This is a genomic window from Mesorhizobium sp. M0119 (assembly GCF_040322615.1).
Classification (GTDB): domain Bacteria; phylum Pseudomonadota; class Alphaproteobacteria; order Rhizobiales; family Rhizobiaceae; genus Mesorhizobium.
On record NZ_JAMYTU010000068.1, the window covers coordinates 1 to 19,432 of the forward strand.

General features: G+C 64.9%; 20 protein-coding genes. 8 read left to right on the top strand and 12 right to left on the bottom strand.

The genetic code is table 11. The features are described from left to right. Positions 1–91: 91 nt before the first annotated feature. The 7 genes from NKJ40_RS30405 to phnG form a co-directional block, all read right to left on the bottom strand. Positions 92–709 carry a DapH/DapD/GlmU-related protein gene (locus NKJ40_RS30405; RefSeq protein WP_352469192.1) on the bottom strand — a complete coding sequence of 206 codons (618 nt, stop codon included), beginning with the start codon at positions 707–709 and terminating at the stop codon, positions 92–94. Further along, complete coding sequence (phnL, locus tag NKJ40_RS30410; protein ID WP_352469193.1) at positions 706–1,413, bottom strand: phosphonate C-P lyase system protein PhnL; 708 nt, start codon at positions 1,411–1,413, stop codon at positions 706–708. Before phnL ends, NKJ40_RS30405 begins: the two co-directional genes overlap by 4 nt. A gap of 208 nt (positions 1,414–1,621) precedes the next feature. Then, positions 1,622–2,398, bottom strand: coding sequence for a phosphonate C-P lyase system protein PhnK (gene phnK / locus NKJ40_RS30415; RefSeq protein ID WP_065009749.1), 777 nt, complete (start codon positions 2,396–2,398; stop codon positions 1,622–1,624). Then, entirely contained in the window at positions 2,395–3,306 is a 912-nt protein-coding gene (locus NKJ40_RS30420; protein ID WP_352469194.1) for an alpha-D-ribose 1-methylphosphonate 5-phosphate C-P-lyase PhnJ, read from the bottom strand. Before NKJ40_RS30420 ends, phnK begins: the two co-directional genes overlap by 4 nt. Beyond that, positions 3,303–4,415 carry a carbon-phosphorus lyase complex subunit gene (locus tag NKJ40_RS30425; RefSeq protein ID WP_352469195.1) on the bottom strand — a complete coding sequence of 371 codons (1,113 nt, stop codon included), beginning with the start codon at positions 4,413–4,415 and terminating at the stop codon, positions 3,303–3,305. Before NKJ40_RS30425 ends, NKJ40_RS30420 begins: the two co-directional genes overlap by 4 nt. A 1-nt stretch (position 4,416) precedes the next feature. Next, entirely contained in the window at positions 4,417–5,028 is a 612-nt protein-coding gene (gene phnH, locus NKJ40_RS30430) for a phosphonate C-P lyase system protein PhnH (protein ID WP_352469196.1), read from the bottom strand. After that, on the bottom strand, positions 5,028–5,489 hold the full coding sequence (gene phnG, locus NKJ40_RS30435) for a phosphonate C-P lyase system protein PhnG (protein WP_352469197.1): 462 nt from the start codon (positions 5,487–5,489) through the stop codon (positions 5,028–5,030). The genes phnH and phnG overlap by 1 nt, the downstream gene beginning before the upstream one ends. A gap of 136 nt (positions 5,490–5,625) precedes the next feature. Between phnG and phnF the strand changes: the two genes are divergently transcribed. Next, positions 5,626–6,369 carry a phosphonate metabolism transcriptional regulator PhnF gene (gene phnF, locus NKJ40_RS30440; RefSeq protein ID WP_352469198.1) on the top strand — a complete coding sequence of 248 codons (744 nt, stop codon included), beginning with the start codon at positions 5,626–5,628 and terminating at the stop codon, positions 6,367–6,369. Between the two features lie 18 nt (positions 6,370–6,387). Here the strand turns inward: phnF and NKJ40_RS30445 are convergent, their stop codons facing one another. From NKJ40_RS30445 to NKJ40_RS30460, 4 genes are all read right to left on the bottom strand, one after another. Further along, entirely contained in the window at positions 6,388–7,404 is a 1,017-nt protein-coding gene (locus NKJ40_RS30445) for a zinc-binding alcohol dehydrogenase family protein (RefSeq protein WP_352469199.1), read from the bottom strand. 70 nt (positions 7,405–7,474) lie between these two features. Continuing rightward, positions 7,475–8,440: an ABC transporter permease gene (locus NKJ40_RS30450; protein ID WP_292664616.1), complete on the bottom strand. Its 966-nt coding sequence runs from the start codon at positions 8,438–8,440 to the stop codon at positions 7,475–7,477. Continuing rightward, a complete protein-coding gene (locus NKJ40_RS30455) occupies positions 8,437–9,990 on the bottom strand; it encodes a sugar ABC transporter ATP-binding protein (RefSeq protein ID WP_352469200.1) in 1,554 nt (517 codons plus the stop codon). The genes NKJ40_RS30450 and NKJ40_RS30455 overlap by 4 nt, the downstream gene beginning before the upstream one ends. Positions 9,991–10,093: 103 nt before the next feature. Further along, entirely contained in the window at positions 10,094–11,089 is a 996-nt protein-coding gene (locus tag NKJ40_RS30460; protein ID WP_352469201.1) for an ABC transporter substrate-binding protein, read from the bottom strand. A 50-nt stretch (positions 11,090–11,139) separates the two neighbouring features. On the opposite strand from NKJ40_RS30460, the gene NKJ40_RS30465 reads away from it, so the two are divergent. After that, complete coding sequence (locus tag NKJ40_RS30465) at positions 11,140–11,424, top strand: hypothetical protein (protein WP_352469202.1); 285 nt, start codon at positions 11,140–11,142, stop codon at positions 11,422–11,424. On the opposite strand, the gene NKJ40_RS30470 is transcribed toward NKJ40_RS30465, so the two are convergent. Next, a complete protein-coding gene (locus tag NKJ40_RS30470; RefSeq protein ID WP_352469203.1) occupies positions 11,421–12,926 on the bottom strand; it encodes a UxaA family hydrolase in 1,506 nt (501 codons plus the stop codon). The genes NKJ40_RS30465 and NKJ40_RS30470 overlap by 4 nt on opposite strands. A 256-nt stretch (positions 12,927–13,182) precedes the next feature. On the opposite strand from NKJ40_RS30470, the gene NKJ40_RS30475 reads away from it, so the two are divergent. From NKJ40_RS30475 to gnd, 6 genes are all read left to right on the top strand, one after another. Further along, on the top strand, positions 13,183–14,085 hold the full coding sequence (locus NKJ40_RS30475; protein WP_352469204.1) for a GntR family transcriptional regulator: 903 nt from the start codon (positions 13,183–13,185) through the stop codon (positions 14,083–14,085). Positions 14,086–14,204: 119 nt separating this feature from the next. Beyond that, positions 14,205–14,561, top strand: a complete 357-nt coding sequence (locus NKJ40_RS30480) for a DUF2946 family protein (protein WP_352469205.1) — start codon at positions 14,205–14,207, stop codon at positions 14,559–14,561. Between the two features lie 99 nt (positions 14,562–14,660). Further along, positions 14,661–15,197: a copper chaperone PCu(A)C gene (locus NKJ40_RS30485; RefSeq protein ID WP_352469206.1), complete on the top strand. Its 537-nt coding sequence runs from the start codon at positions 14,661–14,663 to the stop codon at positions 15,195–15,197. A gap of 25 nt (positions 15,198–15,222) precedes the next feature. Continuing rightward, the gene (locus tag NKJ40_RS30490) at positions 15,223–15,741 is read left to right on the top strand and encodes a YcnI family copper-binding membrane protein (RefSeq protein ID WP_352469207.1); all 519 of its coding nucleotides are present in this window, start codon (positions 15,223–15,225) and stop codon (positions 15,739–15,741) included. Positions 15,742–15,793: 52 nt separating this feature from the next. Next, a complete protein-coding gene (locus NKJ40_RS30495) occupies positions 15,794–17,431 on the top strand; it encodes a copper resistance CopC/CopD family protein (RefSeq protein WP_352469208.1) in 1,638 nt (545 codons plus the stop codon). A gap of 120 nt (positions 17,432–17,551) precedes the next feature. Continuing rightward, complete coding sequence (gene gnd, locus NKJ40_RS30500; protein ID WP_352469209.1) at positions 17,552–18,976, top strand: NADP-dependent phosphogluconate dehydrogenase; 1,425 nt, start codon at positions 17,552–17,554, stop codon at positions 18,974–18,976. The last annotated feature ends 456 nt before the right edge of the window (positions 18,977–19,432 follow it).

The following is a 19,432-nucleotide window of genomic DNA, read 5'->3' on the forward strand; positions in this document are numbered from 1 at the left end:
CATCGGCCACCTCGTTGCGACGATCGAACCCGGCGAATGCAAGAACTACTTCGCAAACGCCGGATACGCTTCCGTCAAAACGTGAAAGACTCTAGCCGCCATATTTCTCCAAAAACGCCTCCGCCGACAGTTCCCGAAAATCGTCGAGGGCGGCGTGCAGCCTTGCGTGGTCCCAGTCCCACCAGGCGAGCGCCTGGTAGCGTTCCGCAGTGCGGCGGTCGAAGCGTTCGCGGATCGGCTTGGCCGGTACGCCGCCGACAATGGTGTAGGGGGCCACATCCTTCGAGACGACCGCCCCGGCACCGACCGCCGCGCCATCGCCGACGGTGACGCCGGGCAGGATGGTCGAGCCGTGACCGAGCCAGGTGTCGTGGCCGATGGTGACGCGTTTGGCGCGGCGCTGGGCGAAGAATTCGCTCTCGTGCTCGGCGTCGTCCCAATAGTCGGAGGCGCGATAGGTGAAATGGTGTAGCGTCGGCCGCCAGGTCGGATGATTGGTGGCATTGATGCGCACGCTAGCGGCGATGTTGGCGAATTTGCCGATCGTCGCGCACCAGACGGCGCAGTCCTGCATCATGTAGGAATAGTCGCCGAGCGTGCTTTCGGAAACCCGGCTGCGTTCGGCGATCTCGGTCCAGCGGCCAAGCGTCGAGCTCTCGATCTCCGCCGTCTCGTGGACCAGCGGCGCCTCCGACAATTTCCTCGTCATGCAGCGATTTTCCCGGTGCCAAAGGCGGTCACGTCGATGACGCGGTCGGCGACCGCCTCGCGCACGTCGTGATCGTGGAAGATGCCGAGCAAAGCGATGCCCGCCGCCTTCTTGGCGGCGATCAGCGTTATCACCACGTCGCGGTTTTTCGCGTCGAGCGAGGCGGTCGGCTCGTCAAGCAGCAGGATCGGATGCTCGGTGATGAAGCCGCGCGCGATGTTGACGCGCTGCTGCTCGCCGCCGGAGAACGTCGCCGGCGGCAGCGCCCAGAGCTTCTCCGGCAGGTTGAGCTGCGCCAGCAAGGCGCGTGCCTTGCCGCGCGCTACTTCGCGCTCCTCGCCGCGCTCGACCAGCGGTTCGGCGACGACATCGAGCGCCGAGACGCGCGGCACGGTGCGCAGGAACTGGCTGACATAGCCGATGGTGAGCCGGCGCACCGCAAGCACGGTGCGCGGGCTGGCCGTTGCGAGATCGATCAGCCCGCCCTCGTGCTGGACGATGATCTGGCCTTCGTCGGCGGCATAATTGCCGTACAGCATTTTCAGGATCGAGCTCTTGCCGGCGCCGGAAGGGCCGCCGAGCACGGAGCATTCGCCGGCCCTGATCGCAAACGAAACGCCGGCGACGACGGGCAGTTTGATTCCGTCGCGCAGATGCATGGTGAAGCTCTTGGCGACGTCGGAGACGACGAGCGGGGTTGCCATCAGAAGGTCCTCCAATCGCCATTCGTTTGCGGGCCAGCACCCCCCTCTGCCTTGCCAGGCATCTCCCCCTCAAGGGGGGAGATCGAAACTCGCCCATGGCTTAGCCAATTCGTTGTTTTGAAGAATAGGCGAGGCATCGAAACTGCTGATCTCCCCCCTTGAGGGGGAGATGGCCGGCAGGCCAGAGGGGGGTGTACAAGCGCCATCATCACACCTGAAGTATCGAGGAAACGAGAAGCTGGGTGTAGGGCGCGCGCGGATCGTCGAGGACGCGGTCGGTGAGGCCGCTTTCGACGACGCGGCCGTCCTTCATCACCATCATGCGCTGCGACAACAGCCGTGCCACCGCAAGGTCGTGTGTGACGACGATGGCAGCGAGGCCGAGGTCGGTGACCAGGCCGCGCAAAAGATCGAGCAGGCGCGCCTGCACCGAGACGTCGAGGCCGCCGGTCGGCTCGTCCATGAACACCAGCCGCGGCCCGGTCACGAGGTTGCGGGCGATCTGCAGGCGCTGGCGCATGCCGCCGGAAAAGGCGCGCGGCTCGTCGTCGATGCGGTCCTCGTCGATCTCGACGCGCGACAGCCAGTCGACCGCCGTCGCGCGGATTTTTCCATAGTGGCGGTCGCCGACCGCCATCAGCCGCTCGCCGACATTGGCGCCGGCCGACACCGTCATGCGCAGCCCGTCGGCGGGGTTCTGATGGACAAAGCCCCAGTCGGTGCGCATCAGGAAGCGGCGTTCGGCCTCGCTCATGCGGTAGAGCTCGCGGAACTGCCCGTCGCGCATGCGGTAGCTGGCGGTGCCGGAGCTGGGCAGCAGCCTTGTCGACAGGCAGTTGAGCAAAGTCGTCTTGCCGGAACCGGATTCGCCGACGACAGCCAGCACTTCGCCCGGCCAGAGGTCAAAGGTGACGTTCTCGCAGCCGACGCGCGAGCCGTAGAATTTGGACAGCGCCGAAACGCGCAGCAGCGGTTCGTCGGTCATTGCGCCGGCTCCGTTTTTTCTGGGGCAAGATGGGTTTCGGGCGCAAGGTGGCCGCGATGGCCTTCGGCCCGCCGCTTCTCGCAATGATCCGTGTCGGAGCAGACGAACATGTGGCCGCCATGGTCGTCGAGGATGACCTCGTCGAGATAGACGTTCTCGGCCGCGCACAGTGCGCAGGGCTGGTCGAAGGTCTGCACCTCGAACGGATGGTCCTCGAAGTCGAGGCTGACGACATCGGTGAAGGGCGGCAGCGCATAGATGCGCTTTTCGCGGCCGGCGCCGAACAATTGCAAAGCCGGCGAACGGTGCATCTTCGGATTGTCGAATTTCGGCGTCGGCGAGGGATCCATCACATAGCGGCCCTCGACCTTGACCGGATAGGCATAGGTCGTGGCGATGCGGCCGTGCCTGGCGATGTCCTCGTAGAGTTTTACATGCATCAGGCCATACTCCTCCAGCGCATGCATCTTGCGCGTCTCCGTCTCGCGCGGCTCGAGGAAGCGCAGCGGTTCGGGGATCGGCACCTGGTAGACCAGCACCTGGCCGGCACTGAGCGGATATTCAGGGATGCGGTGGCGCGTCTGGATGATGGTCGCCTTCGCCGTCTCGGTGGTGACAGCGACATTGGCGACCTTCTTGAAGAAGGCGCGGATCGAAACCGCATTGGTGGTGTCGTCGGCGCCCTGGTCGATGACCTTGAGTACATCGTCCGGGCCGATGATCGAAGCGGTGACCTGCACGCCGCCGGTGCCCCAGCCATAGGGCATCGGCATTTCGCGCGACGCGAACGGCACCTGATAGCCGGGGATGGCAATGCCCTTGAGGATGGCGCGGCGGATCATCCGCTTGGTCTGCTCGTCGAGATAGGCGAAGTTGTAGGTGGCGATGTCCGCTGGTTGCGCACTCATTCCGCTGCCTCCCTCTTTTCTTCGCCCTTGCCGGCATTTTCGCGGGCGTCGTGCTCGGCGCGCATGCGGCGCACGAGGTCGAGCTCGGCCTGGAAGTCGACATAGTGCGGCAGCTTGAGATGCTCGACGAAGCCGGTCGCCTGGACATTGTCGGAATGCGAGATGACGAATTCCTCGTCCTGCGCGGCGGCGATGACATCCTCACCCAGCTCCGAGGCGCGCAGCGCGCGGTCGCATAGCGCCATGGCCATCGCCTTGCGCTCGCTCTGGCCGAAGACGAGGCCGTAGCCGCGGGTGAATTGCGGCGGCGCCTTGGCCGAGCCCTTGAACTGGTTGACCATCTGGCATTCGGTGACGCGGATGCTGCCGAGCGGCACGGCAAAGGGCAGCTCCGGCACGTCGAGCTCCAGTTCGACCTCGCCGATGCGAACCTCGCCGACGAAGGGATGGTTGCGCGCGTAGCCGCGCTGGGTGGAATAGCCGAGCGCCAGCAGAAACCCCTCGTCGCCGCGCGACAGCGCCTGCAGGCGGATGTCGCGTGCCATCGGGAATTCCAGCGGCTCGCGGGTGATGTCGCCCGGCACATGGTCTTGCGGCATGTCGCCATCAGGCTCGATCAGGCCTTCGCGGGCGAGGATCGCGGAGACACGCGGCATGGCTTCCGCCTCGCCGGCGCGCTGCTGCGGCTCGGCGACATCGCCGCCCGCGGCAAGCTCGGGGTCAAGCAGCCGGTGGGTATAGTCGAAGGTCGGGCCGAGCAGCTGGCCGCCGGGCAGGTCCTTGTAGGTCGCCGAAACGCGCCGCTCCACCAGCATCGCGCCGGTGTCGATCGCCCTGGTGTAGCCGAAGCGCGGCAGCGTGGTGCGATAGGCGCGAACCAGGAAGATCGCCTCGATCATGTCGCCGCGCGCCTGAACGATGGCCAGTGCCGCCAGTTCGCGATCATAAAGCGAACCTTCGCTCATCACCCGGTCGACGCCGAGCGCCAACTGCTCGACGATCTGGTCGAGGCGAAGTGCCGGCACCGATCGGTCGCCGCGCCGGCGGTCGGCGAGCAGTTTGTGAGCATTGCGAATGGCCGCTTCGCCACCCTTTACCGCGACGTACATGCTACGCCTCCATCGTCTTGATGCGCGTCGTGCGCGGCAGGCAGGCAATTGCGTCGGATGTGGCGAGGATGATGTCGACGCCACGCGGAAAGCGCTGGTTGTTCTGCTTCCATTGCTCGACGAAATGGCGCGGCATTTGCGCCGGCGCGATCGTCGCCGTCTTCTCGATGCCCGCGCCTTCGAGCAGCAGCGGAGCGCCGGAGACGAGATCGCCGACCTCGAGGATCAGCGTCGTGGAGCGATCGGGATAATCCTGGGTGCCTTGCGAAAATCCGTCGAGCGCCATCATCTCGGCCGGCGTGGCGATCAGCGCGAAATGCGCGTCGGCCGGGGTGTTGGCCAGCGGCGCGCCGGTATGGAAGCCGAGCCAGGATTTCACCGCCGCTGACCCTTGCAAAGCCGGGTCGAGCCAGAGCGGCGTGTCGTTGTCGCACAGCGCCAGCGCAATGGCACCGGCGGTGGCCGATAGCGGCGCCGGCGGCTGGGCGAGGGCCGGCAGCGGCTGCACGCTGCCCGGCCGCGCCATCGCATCCATGACGGCGCGGAATACGGTCTGGGCATTGAATACTGGATCGGCGAAGCCGCCTTCAATGGATTCAGTGGCGATATCCATCAGTCTTCTCCGCGCACCATGGTGAAGAAATCGACCTTGGTCGCCGCCGTCTCGGCGCGGCGCTGTTCACGCGCCTTGGCCAGTGCCGCTTGCAAGGGCGCGACGATCCTGGTCTCGACCTCGTTGCGGTGGGCTGGATCCTGCCAGAGCGCGTCGGCGATTGCCGCCAGCCTTGCCTTCTGCTTGTCGCGGCCGAGCGCGTAGCAGTGGCCGACATGGCCGGACGCAAGCCGCACCGTGGCACGGGTGACCGTCGCCTCGCCGACATTGAAGGGCGCGCCGCCGCCGCCAATGCGGCCACGCACCGTAACCAGGCCGGTTTCGGGGCCACGCAGAAGTTCCGCCTCAGAAGGCAGGCCGGCTTCGTCCCACAGACGGACGATGTCGTCGCCGGCCGATTGGGCCAGCGTCGCCATCACGGCCTTGCGCTCGGCCTGCTCTCGCGCTTCCCGTCCTCGCATGGCCGGTGCTCCTCGTCTGCGTTCATTTGTCTATTGATATAGACAATTATACAAATTATATCTATTTTCTAATGCGTGTCCATGACGAGTGCATGACACGAGGAAAATGTCTGGGGCAAAAAGATCGGGGGCGGAAATGATCGGGCAGCCCAGCAGCATCGAGCGGCGCAGCGGTGTCGCGCTGTGGCGGCAGATCGCCGACCAGATCCTGTATTCGATCGCCGTCGGCGATTTTCCCGAGAATGCCGCGCTGCCGCCGGAGGTGGCACTTGCCGGACGCTATGGCGTCAACCGCCACACGGTGCGCAGCGCCATCGCAGCGCTGGTGCAGGAGGGTGTGCTCAGGGCAGAGCAGGGGCGCGGCACCTTCGTGCTGTCGCGCAGGCGGCTGTCCTATCCGATCGGCGCCCGCACCCGCTTTTCCGAGGGATTGCAAGGACAGGCGTCAGAGCGGCATATCACCTTGCTCGCGTCATCGGTAGAGCCGGCCAACCGTCGTGTCGCAGAGGGCTTAGGCCTTGCGAAGGGGGCCGATGTGATACGCCTGGAAACGCGCGGCGAAGCCGATGGAGTGCCGGTGTCCCGCGCTGCCGGCTGGTTCGAGGCCAGGCGCTTTGCCGGCATCGATGCCGCCATGGCGGAAACCGGTTCGATCACCGCATCGCTGGCACGTTTCGGCATCGACGACTATCTCCGGCAATCGACCGTGCTGTCGGCGCGCCATGCGGATGCCGCCGACCTTGCGGACCTCGAGCTGCAGCCCGGCGCCATCGTGCTGGTGACGGTCGCCGTCAACGTGACGCCCGACGGTCAGCCTATCCAGTTTTCGGAGTCGCGTTTCCCGGCCGAGCGGATCGAGCTCAAACTGTCGGCGCTCTAAGATGCGCCAGCCCTGGCATCATCCGACCTGAATGACAGCCTTGATCAGGCCGGACTTCTCATGCGCCCAGCGGGCGAGGTCACGCGGCGTCTCGCCAAGCGTGGTGCGGTGCGTCACAAGCTTTGCCAGGGGCACCGCGCCGTTGCGGATCGAGGCAGCGACATGGTCGAAATCGGCGCGCAGGGCGTTGCGGCTGCCGATCAGCATCATCTCGCGCTTGTGGAATTCGGGATCGGAAAAGGCGATGTCGTCCTTGACGACGCTGACCAGGACCAGCGCGCCGCCATGCGCGACATGGGCGAAGGCCGACTGCACCGACCGGGTGTTGCCGGTGGCATCGAAAACCACGTCGAAGCCGTCGCCGCCGGTTGCTTCCCGCACCAGGTCGGCAGCAGCGCCCCGCGAGCCGTCGAGGGTCGCGAAGCCGAGTTCGCTTTCGGCGAAACCCAGCCTCTCCGCACTCATGTCGAGCAGCGTCACGTCGAGCCCGGCGATGCGGGCGAACAGCGCCGTGCCGAGCCCGATCGGGCCGGCGCCGATGACCAGCGTGCGCGCACCTGGATCAGCCAGCGAGCGCCGCACGGCATGGGCGCCGATCGCCAGGAATTCGACGGCGGCGGCATCGGCCAGCGACAGGCCGTTTGCCGGATAAAGATTTTGCGCCGGCACCAGGATCTGCTCGCACATGGCGCCGTCGCGGTGGACGCCGAGCACCTCGATCCTGACGCAGCAATTCGGCTTGCCTTGCCGGCAGGCGATGCATTTGCCGCAGGCGAGATAGGGATTGACGATCACCGCTTCGCCGACGGCGAGATCGACGTCCTCGCCAACCTCGATCACGGTGCCGGAAACCTCGTGGCCCATGACGCGGGGATAGGCGAGGAACGGGTGCTTGCCTTCGAAGATGTGATAGTCGGTGCCGCAGATGCCGACATGGCTGACGGCGACCAGCGCCCAGCCGGCGGGGGGCGCGCCAGGCGCCGGGCGGTCTTCGAGGACAAGTTCGCCGGGCGAGCGGCAGACGACGGCTTTCATGCTTCAATCCAGTCGGTTCATGGCACCGCCGGCTCTGCTGTCGCGAGGCCGGCGGTTGTTGGGAGGCGGTCTATTTGCCGCGACGGCGCAGCCCGTCGAAATAGACGATGACGATGATCAGCACGCCGGTGATGATGCGCTGCCAGAAGGCGTTGACGTTGAGCAGATTGGCGCCGTTGTTGATGGTGGCAAGGATGAAGGCGCCGAGCAGCGGCCCGTGCACCGAGCCGACAGCGCCGAACAGCGAGGTGCCGCCGATCACCGAGGAGGCGATCGCCTGCAATTCCCAGCCCTCGGCCTGCGTCGGATTGCCGATGCCGATGCGCGACGCGAGCAGCACGCCGACGAAGGCCGCACACAGCCCCGACAGCGTGTAGGCCATGTAGATGGTGCGCTGGACGTTGACGCCCGACAGACGCGACGCCTCGGCGTTGGAGCCGACAGAGAACAGATAGCGGCCCCAGCGGCTGTGGTGCAGGAAGATGTAGGCCGGGATGCCGACCAGGATCACCATCCAGAACAGATTGGGGACGCCGACGAAGGAACTGCGCGAGAACGTCTGGAAGGCGTCGTTGTTGATCGAGATCGAGTTGCCGTTGGTCATCAACAGACCGATGCCGCGCAGCGAGGTCAGCGTCGCCAGGGTGATGATGAAGGGTGGCAGGCCCATCTTGACGATGCCGAAGCCATGGAACATGCCGATGGCGACGCCGACCAGCAAGGTGATCAGGATGGCGAGGAAAACCGGTGTGCCGGCGTTGATCAGCATCGCGACGATGACGGTGGCGAAGCCAACCACGGCGCCGACGGAAAGGTCGATGCCGCCGGTGATGATGACGAAGGTCTGGCCGACCGCCAGGATGGCGATCATCGACCCTTGCCGCAACAGGTTGGAGATGTTGTTGGCGGAGGCGAAGCTCGGCGTCGCCACCGACAGGATGACCCACAAAAGAACCAGCAGCGCCAGCAGTGTCAGCCCGAACAGGGCGTTGTAGTTGCGTTTCGGCCTTTCGACAGCGATCGCCTCGGTGCTCATATCCGTCCTCCCGGTTTTTCTTGTTTCTCGGCCAGCGCCTGGGTGAGGATCTCCTCGTGGTCAGCGGTACGAAACCCATGCGTGGCCACCAGCTTGCCGCGCCGGAACACGTGCAGCGTGTCGGCGAGCTCATAGACCTCCGGCAGGTAGGACGAGATCAGGATGATGCCGGCTCCCTTGGATAACAGCGCGCCGAACAGGCGGTAGATCTCGGCCTTGGTGCCGACATCGACGCCGACAGTCGGCTCGTCGAAGATGAACAGCTTGGCGCCATGGGCGAGCCATTTGCCGATGACGATCTTCTGCTGGTTGCCGCCGGACAGGCTGGAGGCCAGCGCGCCGCGCGTCGGCGTCTTGATGCGCAGGTCGGCGATCTGGCGATCGGCTTGCGCCTTTTCCTGCGCGCGGGAGATCAGCAGGTTGCTCGAGATGCGCTTGTAGATCGGCAGATTGAGGTTGAGCCCGACCGGCAGGTTGAGGCAGAGGCCCTGGTCGCGGCGGCTTTCCGGGGCCAGCGCCATGCCGAGCCTGATCGCATCATGTTCGGAATTGACCTTGACCTCCTTGCCCTCCCACAGGATCTGGCCGGCCGATTTGCGGTGCCGGCCATAGAGCGTGGTGACGAACTCGCTGCGGCCGGCGCCGATCAGGCCGTAGAGGCCGACGATCTCGCCGGCGCGGACGGACATCGAGACATTTTCGAAACCCTTGCCGGACAGGTTCCTGGTTTCTACAAGCATCGCGCCCGGGGTGAAATGCTCCTTGTGGTAGACCTGCTCGATCGAGCGGTTGATCATCATCTTGACCAGCTCGGCGTCATTGGTCTCGGCGATGTTCCTGGTGCCGACCAGCGTGCCGTCGCGCAGCACCGAGACGCGGTCGGCGAGCTCAAACACTTCCTCCATGCGATGGCTGATGTAGATGATGGTGACGCCTTCGCCCTTCAGCCGGCGGATCAGCGTGAACAGCTGGTCGGCCTCCTTGCGGGTAAGATAGGCGGTCGGCTCGTCGAAGATCAGGAATTTGGTGCCGCGAACGGTGGCGCGGGCGGCGGCGATCAGCTGCTGCTGGCCGATGGTCAGGTCACCCAGCATGACATGCGCCGGCAGGTCGAAGCCGAGATCGTCGATGATCTTCTGCGCCTGCCTGACCATCGCCCGCTGCTGCAGGATGCCGAAACGTGCATCCTCCTCGCCGAGGAACATGTTGGCGGCGACGGTGAGATGGCGGCACAGGACGACTTCCTGATGCACGGCATTGATGCCGAGCGCCATCGCTTCATGCGGTGTCGCCAATGCGGCAGGCTTGCCCTCCCAGATGACGTCGCCGGAGGTGCGCGGCATCACGCCGGTCAGAAGCTTGATCAGGGTGGATTTGCCGGCGCCGTTCTCGCCGACGATGGCGTGGATCTCGCCGGCCTTGAAGGCGAGATCGACCGGCTTCAGCGCGTGAGTGCCGGGATAGCGCTTTTCCAGCCCTTGCAGCTCGAGGATGGTCCTGCCCGGTTCCAGCGTTGGGGCCGGATGGAGTTCCTGCGCCGTCGACATCATGACAATCCTCCCAGATTGGCCCCTAAAGATTGGCCTCGCGATTGGCACGAGCGGGATGTTTCCGGGGCGAAAGGCCCCGGAAACAGTTCACTTGCGGCTATGCTCAGTCGAGCTTGGGGTTGAGCAGCGCGTCGATCTTCGGGTCCTTCATGTTGGCCTTGGTGACCAAATTGGCGCCGGTGTCGACATTGGCCTCGACCTTCTCGCCTTTCGAGGCGGCGAGCGCCGTCTTGATGCCGTCATAGCCCATCCGGTACGGATCCTGGACGACGAGAGCCGAAATGACGCCGTCGTTGAGGAATTTGATCAGCTTCTCGTCGCTGTCGAAGCCGACCAGCCCGACCTTGCCTGCGAGGCTGTTCTCGGCGATCGCCTGACCGACGCCCTGCGCCATGATCAGGTTGGAGGCGAAGATGCCCTTGAGGTTGGGGTTGGCGGTAATCAGGTCGGTGGCGATGTTGAGGCCGGTGGTGGCCTGGCCGTCGGCGTATTTGTCGGCGACCAGCTTGAGGCCGGGATATTTGGCGGCGAGCTGTTCCTTAAAACCCTGGGCGCGCTGTTCGAGCGAGCCGGCGCCCGGAAGCGCGGTGATCAGGGCGACGTCGCCCTCGACCTTGCCGCCATTGGCTTCGCCGATGGCTGCGGCAAGGCCGTCAGCGGCGACGCGGCCGCCCTGGATGTTGTCGGTGGTCAGGAACGAGGTGAAGGCCTTGGAGTCGGCACCGGAGTCGATACCGATGATCTTGACTTTGGTGGCGGCCTCGTCGATCGGCTTGCCGAGCGCCTTGGCTTCGGTCGGCGCAATGACGACGGCCGCCGGGCTGCCGGCGACGGCATTTTCGAGGATCGAGATCTGGCCGTTGACGTCGGTCTCTGCCTGGGCGCCGAGCTCCGGCACGTTGACGCCGAGGTCCTTGCCGGCCTTGCGGGCGCCGGCCAGAACGATCTGCCAGTAGAAGGACGTGGTGTCCTTGACGATGATCGGAATGGTCACATCGGCCGCGGATGCCGGGGCCGAATGCATCACGCCGGCAAGCATCGAGGCGGCTGCAAGTGCCACGAAGGCGCGGCGGTTGAGAATGCTGGTCACGAATTTCATTAGGAGTCCTCCCTAAGTCGCCCGGTGAATGTTACGGAAGCTCCACTCGGATGGCGCGGCCCAAACGGAACTTTATCAATAAAAAACATTTACCGCATTTTGATAGTGCATCATCTCCGTCGGCGCAAGCGCTGTTTGATGGCCGCTTCGAATGGCTGGACGGAAGAATTTTTTCTGTCGGAACTCCGCTGCCAATCTCCTCCAATATGCTGCATGGAATATTAATTCCATCTATCAGTCAATATGGAATGTTCATTCTTTTTTGGGAGCGTTGGAACTGTGACACCTGGCAATCACGTCAGGTGTTCGCGACTGTTGCGCATGGTCCGGCTTAGAGCGTCGCTCCGAGGTGCCACGGTACGAACTCGTTGTCGCCGTAGCCGAATTCCTCACTCTTGGTCTTGCGGCCCGAAGCCGTCTCGACGATCAGTTCGAAGATCTCGCGGCCCATGCCGGCGATGGTCTTTTCGCCCGAGGCGATGACGCCGCAATTCACGTCCATGTCCTCTTCCATGGTGTGATACATGGTCGAGTTGCTGGCGACCTTGATCGACGGCGTCGGCCGGCAGCCGAAGCAGGAGCCGCGGCCGGTGGTGAAGACGATGACATTGGCGCCGCCCGCCACCTGGCCGGTGGCCGAGACCGGGTCATAGCCGGGTGTGTCCATGAACACCAGTCCTTGCCCGGTGACCTTTTCGGCATAGCCGAAGACGCCGTTGAGCGGCGTCTGGCCGCCCTTGGCGACCGCGCCGAGCGACTTTTCCAGGATGGTGGTCAGGCCGCCGCGCTTGTTGCCCGGTGAGGGATTGTTGTCGATGGATGCGCCATGCTTGGCGACGTGGTCTTCCCACCATTTCACGTAGCCGTCGAGCTTGGCGGCGATCTCGGGGGTTGCGGCGCGGTAGGCAAGCAGGTGCTCGGCGCCGTAGATCTCCGTCGTTTCGGAAAGGATGCCGATGCCGCCGACGCCGGCCAGGATGTCGACCGCGGCACCCAGCGCCGGATTGGCGGTGATGCCGGACATGCCATCGGAGCCGCCGCACTGCAGGCCGACGACGATCTCGCCGACCGGGATCGGCTCACGCTGAAGCTTGCCGACCTCTTCGGCGATCTCGGCCAGCACGACCAGCGCCTTCTCGACCGATTTGCGCGAACCGCCGGCTTCCTGGATGTTGAAATGGCGCTTTCCCGCGGCGACGCCCTTCTGGCCATAGAGGGTGAGCTGGTTGACCTCGCAGCCTAGCCCGACCATCAGCACGCCGCCGAAATTCGGATGACGGGCGTAGCCGGCCAGCGTGCGGTGCAGCACCATCATGCCGTCGCCGGTGGCGCTCATGCCGCAGCCCTGGCCGTGGACGATCGGGACGAAGCCGTCGATGCCGGGATATTGCGGCAGAAGCGTGCGGTTCGCCGCGTCAGCAATGGCGTGGCAGACGGTGGCCGAGCAATTGACGCTGGCGAGAATGCCGATGAAGTTGCGCGTGCCGGCGCGACCGTCGGCGCGGCGGTAGCCCATGAAGGTGCGGGCGCGGTCGGCCTCGGTCGCATGCACTGCCTCGCTCGGCGGCACCACCGGCAAACGCCCGCTTTCGAAGACCAGATTGTGCGAATGGACATGCTCGCCGGGCGCGATGTCCTGCGTGGCGCGGCCGATCGCCTGGGCGTATTTGACCACGGCATCGCCGGCCGCAATCGGCTTGATCGCCACTTTGTGGCCCGGCTCGATCAGCGCGGCGGCGACGGCGCCGCCCGGCAGCACGGTGCCGATCTCGATGCGGCCATTGGCGACCGCGACATTGTCGGCGGGAGACAGAAGAATGCTGTTTGCGGCGTTCACGGGAGCTTCCTGGGTGTGTTCCTGGGTGCGCGAGCGGATTGACACGCGGCTCTTAACATATAATGTCTTTTATCGTGAAAAAACATTTATGCGTCAATTGTTTTTTCGCCAGAGCGCGACGCTTCTTTTGGATGCGTGAAGTAGGCTCTACAACCAAAACTAGCGTTGCGCATGATGTTTTCCGAAGCGGTACCGGTTTCATGCGCGAGAAACGCTTCACATCGGACGCAAACGGCGGCGCGCCACGGGGCAGGGGATGTCGAAGAGCAACAACGTTTACAAGGATGCCTATAATCGCGGTCTGAGGCTGCTCGACGAAACCAGGAGCCTGCCTTCGGAGCCGGAGCTGGGCACGCTGCTCGGCGTCAGCCGCACGACGGTCCGCACCATCCTTGCGCGCATGGAAGAGACCGGGCTGATCGACTGGAACAAGCGCAGCAAGACGGTTCTGCGCGAACCGCGGCCGGACGATTTCTTCCCCGAGGAAGAAACCGACACGCTGGCCGAGATCATTGAGCGCTCCTTCATGCGGCGGCTGCTTGCCAGCGGTGCCGAGGCCGGAATGCAGATCAACGAGCTCGAACTGGCGCGCGAGATCGGCGTCGGCACCACCAGCGTGCGCGAATTCCTGATCCGCTTCTCGCGCTTTGGGCTGATCGAGAAGCGCCGCAACAGCCATTGGGTGTTGAAAGGCTTCACCCGCGCCTTCGCGCTGGAGCTGACCGAAATCCGTGAGATGTTCGAACTGCGCTCGGCCGCAGCCTTTGCCGCTCTGCCCGAGGACAGCCCGGTGTGGGCCGACCTCGACCGCCTGGAAGACGAGCATCACCGGCTGGCGCGCGAGATCGCCGTGCGTTTCAACGAATTCTCCGAGCTTGACGAGCGCTTTCACCGGCTGATCCACCGGGCGTCGCACAACCGCTTCATCGTCGATTTCTACGATGTCATCGCCATGATCTTCCACTATCATTACCAGTGGAACAAGGCGCAGGAGCGCGAGCGCAACGAAGTCGCGGTCCAGGAGCATCTCGCCTATATCGCCGCGCTCAAATCGCGCGATCTCGCCAAGGTCGACGCCGCCTGCCGCAAGCACCTGAAATCGGCCCGCCACACGCTGCTGATGTCGATTCCCGAGGGCAGGCAGCCGCTACGCGCGTGATTGTGTTGCGTTGCCGCAGCAACGTTTTGGCGATTTTCCGGCCGCCGGCTCCGTGCTAGAGAGCTGACGTTGCTGCGTGAAGAGGCTGGTTCTTGACCATACGCCGGAGACGATGGAGCATGCCGGTCGCGTTCGCCGCGGCGTGGCTTTTCGTGCTCCAGTCGATGTTCGGCGCGTTTGCTTCCGGCGTCGAGCCGAACGCCTCGCAATTCGATGCTTTCGGCAACACGATCTGCACCCATGACGGTGCGGCGCAACTCCCCGCCGGCGATCCGCATCAGCAGCACATGCCGGCTTGCTGCATGCTTGGCTGCAATCTGGTTTCGGCGGTCTACGTGCCGCCCGATGCCGCCGGGAGCCTGTCTCGCAGCCCCTCCGTCGAAACCATCGCCTTTTTCCTGCCAGCCTTCCGGCATCGCGATTTCGCCCGCGCCCGCACTCCGTCCAATCCGCGCGCACCACCGGCGACGGCCTGATCCGTTCTGGTTCGCGCTGCGCAACGCTTTGCCGGCGCGTTTATCGACATCGTTCGCGACCGGCCGTCGGCGCGATCCCCTAAAGTCCACGGAGCAATCATGTCTCACTCTTTTCGCGCTGCCGCATCCAGCCGCAGGCGCTCCTCACTGGGTATTTTCGAGCAGCGTCTCGGCGTCACCCTTTGCGTTCTTGCCCTCCTGTTCGCCAGCGCCCAGATGGTGTTGGCACATGAGTTCAAGCTTGGCGATCTCGAGATCGGGCACCCCTGGTCGCGTGCCACGCCAGCCGGTGCCAAGGTAGCCGGCGGCTACTTCACCATCACCAACACCGGCAGTGCGCCGGATCGCCTGCTGTCGATCACCTCCGACATTTCGGCCAAGGCCGAACTGCACCAGATGGGCGTCAGCAATGGCGTCATGACCATGCGGCCGGTCACCGGCGGCCTCGAAATCCCGGCTGGCGGCAAGGTCGCGCTGGCGCCCAACGGCTATCACCTGATGTTCATGGATCTGAAGCGGCAGCCCAAGGAGGGCGAAATGTTCTCCGCCACGCTGACCTTCGAAAAAGCCGGGCCCGTTCAGATTGAATTCGCCGTGCAAGGCATCGGCAGCGCGGCGCCCCAGGACGACGACTGACTTGGCCGCTTCGAGAGGTAGCATCATGAAGAAATCTCTTTTGCCCGGCTGCGTGCTTCTTGTCCTCGGGACCAGCGCGGCCTTTGCCCACATCACGCTCGAAACGCCGGAGGCGGTGGTGGGCTCGACCTACAAGGCGGTTCTTCGGGTGCCGCATGGCTGCGAGGGCAAGCCGACGACCGCGCTGCGCGTGCAGATCCCGGAAGGGGTGCTCTCGGTCAAACCGATGCCGAAGCCGGCTTGGACGCTGCAGGTCAAGAACGGCAAATACGAGAAGTCCTACCAGCTTTACGGCCAGGCAGTGACCAGCGGCGTCAAGGAGATCGACTGGAGCGCCGGCAGCCTGCCGGACGAGTTCTACGACGAATTCGTCTTTCGCGCGACGCTGGCGTCCGACCTGCCGGCAGGCCAGACGCTGCATTTCCCGGTGGTGCAGGAATGTGACGGCGTTGCCGATCGCTGGATCGAGATTCCGGCGGCCGGGCAGGCTGAGGACGCGCTGGAATTTCCGGCGCCCGGCCTCAAGCTGCTGCCGCAGAAGTGAGCTCCAGCGGCGCGCTTTGGCGGATGAGCGCGCCGCTGCTCTTGGCGGTGAGATGAGCGCGGCATCCTTCCTGCGGCAAGCTTGCATGGCCGGCAACTATTCTGGCCGGCTTGTGGCTGGGCTGCTGGCCGCCATCGTGCTGCTCGCCGCAATTGCCGCGCCTGATCCGGCCTTCGCCCATGCGGCGCTGATCAAGGCCGAGCCGGCTGACGGTGCGGTGCTGGCGCAGAGCCCGTCGCAGATGTCGCTGACCTTCAGCGAGCCGGTTTCGCCGCTGGTGCTGACGCTGGTGCGGCCCGACGGCACGTCGATCCCGCTGACCCCCTTCCGGCTCAGCGGCCAGACCGTCGAGATCGACAATCCGCAGGCGCTGACATCCGGCACGCATGTGCTGAGCTGGCGGGTAATCTCCGCCGACGGGCATCCGGTCGGCGGCTCGGTGCTGTTCTCGGTCGGTGCGCCGAGTGCTGCGCCGACCGTTGCCGAAGCCGTCGACCGGGGGCTTCGAACGGCGATCTGGATCAGCAAGATATTCCTCTATATCGGCCTGTTTTTCGGCGTCGGCGGTGCCTTTGCGCTGGCCTGGCTGGCGCAAGGCGGCCGATCCGGCCAGCGCCTGATCGTCGCTGCGATCCTGTGCGGGCTGGCCGCCGCACTCTTGTCGCTCGGTTTCCAGGGGCTGGATGCACTCGGTGCGCCGCTCGCCCGGCTGGCGCAGCCGGTCATCTGGCAGACCGCGCTCGGCACCAGCTTTGGCTGGACGGTGCTGATCGCGCTGATGGCGCTCGGCCTTGGCCTGTTGTCGCTGGTCGTGCCGCCCGCCGACGCCAGGCCGCTCGCCTTGGTCGGACTGGTCGGCGTCGGCGCTGCACTTGCCGCCAGCGGGCATGCCAGTGCCGCCGAGCCGCAATGGCTGACAAGGCCGATGGTGTTTCTGCACGGCGTCGGCATTGCTGTCTGGGCCGGCGCGCTGATGCCGCTCGGTCTAGCCTTGAAACGGCAGCCGGCCGAAGCCGGGCCGTTGCTGCGCCGGTTTTCGCGAGCGATCCTGTTCGTCGTGGCCGTGCTTGCGGCAGCCGGCATCGTGCTCGCCGTCATCCAGGTGCAAACGCCGTCGGCGCTGGTCCATACCGCTTACGGCCGACTGCTGCTGCTCAAGCTGGTGCTGCTCGTCTTTCTGTTCACGCTCGCCGCGGTCAACCGCTTCAAGCTCACGGTCCCGGCCGAGGCGGGAAAGACGGAAGTCCAGCGGCGGCTGGCCCGCTCGATCGCCATCGAGGTGCTGATCGTGCTGGCGATCTTCGGCGTTGCCGCCGGCTGGCGCTTCACGCCGCCGCCGCGCGCGCTGGCGATCGCCGCCGCACAGCCGGCATCGGTGCATATCCACACGCTGCAAGCGATGGCCGATCTCAGCGTTGTGCCCGGCCATACCGGGCCCGTTGCCGCTTCGATCGTCATCATGACCGGCGATTTCGGCCCGCTCGACGCCAAGCAGGTGACGCTGGTGCTGTCAAAGCCCGATTCCGGCATCGAATCCATCAAGCGCCCGGCGACGAAGCTTGGCGACGGCACCTGGCGGGTCGACGACCTCGTCATTCCGGTCGCCGGCCGATGGACGGCGCGGCTCGATATCCTGGTCTCGGATTTCGAGATGGTGAAAATAGAGGCGCCGATCGATATCCGGCCATGAAGACAGCGCTGGTCTGCGCAACACAATTCGGCGAGGCGGTTGACGCGGCATTGAAGGCCCGTCAATCATCGTCATCAATCGCGGCTCAAAGCAACAAGATCCGAAAGCAGGGAAGAAACGATGGAAAAAGCCGAAATAGGCCTGATCGGCCTTGGCACGATGGGCTCCAACCTGGCGCTCAATATCGCCGAGAAGGGGCACCGCATCGCCGTCTTCAACCGCACGGCGGCGCGCACCGATGCCTTTGTCGAAAGTGCCGGCGCGCTCAGGGACAGGGTGGTGCCTTGCTATAGCCTCGAGGAACTGGCCGCCGCGATCCGGCCGCCGCGGCCGATCATCATCATGGTGCTGGCCGGCAAGCCGGTCGACGAGCAGATCGCGGCATTGCGCGGCGTGCTGTCGGCCAACGACATCGTCATCGACGCCGGCAACGCCAATTTCCGCGATACGATGCGGCGCTTCTCGGAGCTTACCGATTCGGGCCTGACCTTCATCGGCATGGGCGTGTCCGGCGGCGAGGAGGGCGCACGCCACGGCCCCTCGATCATGGTCGGCGGCACCGAAGAGTCCTGGAAGCGCGTCGAAAAGGTGCTGACCGCGATCTCGGCCAAGTTCAAGGGCGAGCCTTGCGCGGCGTGGCTTGGCACCGACGGCGCCGGCCATTTCGTCAAGACAATCCACAACGGCATCGAATATGCCGACATGCAGATGATCGCCGAGATCTACGGCATATTGCGCGACGGGCTCGGCATGGGGCCGAAAGAAATCGCCGAGGTGTTTTCGCAGTGGAACACGGGCCGGCTCAATTCGTACCTGATCGAGATCACCGCCAAGGTGCTGGCTGCCGACGACCCCAAGACCGGCAAACCGGTGGTCGACATCATCCTCGACCGCGCCGGCCAGAAAGGCACCGGCAAATGGTCGGTGATCGAGGCGCAGCAGCTAGGCATCCCGGCCACCGCGATCGAGGCGGCCGTGGCGGCACGCGTGCTGTCGTCGATCAAGGACGAGCGGCTTGCCGCCGAAAAGGTCTATGGCGGCGGCGTGAGCAAGATTTCCGGAGACAGGGACGCCCTGCTCGGCGATCTCGAGCTGGCGCTGTTTGCCGGCAAGATAGCCGCCTACGCGCAAGGCTTCGCGGTGATGAGCGGCGCGTCGAAGGAATTCAACTGGAACCTGCCGATGCCGGTTATCGCCAAGATCTGGCGGGCCGGCTGCATCATCCGCTCGCAATTGCTGGATACGATGGCGGAGGCCTTCGGCGCCGGCGGCGCAGCCACCAACCTGTTGATGGCGCCGGCTTTCGTCTCGCTGATGCAGGAGGCACATCCGTCGCTTCGCCGTGTCGTGGCAAGGGCGGCCGAAGCCGGCTCGCCGGTGCCGGCCCTGTCATCTGCACTTGCCTATTTCGACAGTTACCGGCAGGGCCGCGGCACTTCGAACCTGATCCAGGCGCAGCGTGATTTCTTCGGCGCGCACGGCTTCGAACGCATCGACGGGCAGGGCGCGTTCCATGGCCCGTGGGGGAGTGGGGCGGCGGGTTAGCGCCCCAAGTCGGACATTTAAGCGCAATTAGGGACTGCCAGAAAGCAGACGTTGCGCACGAATCCGGCTATCAAATTGCGTAACATTGGGTATGGAAAGAGCGTCCACAACGCCGAGCGCGAAGGCGCTGTTCAGCCTTGCAGCAAGGAGTGCGATCCATCGCGTTTCGGCAGCATTGTCCAGTGCGGGAAGCCGATCAGACCTGAGAGCCTTAGCCGTGTGATCATGGCCATCATTGACAAGCCGTCCCTGAACAGCCGAGACCTGTCCAGTCATGGCGCGAGTCGCGGCGTGTTACCTCGCAGCGGGCACAGTGTATTTACCTGCGAAGACCTCTTCTCCGAGATACACCCCGCCGAAAGGGACCGGTCCGGTCTGCCTTTACGGAGACGACATGGGCGGCAGGCCCAGCCCGGCACAGAGAATGCGATCCGCTAGCGGCACCGCCCGGCCCAG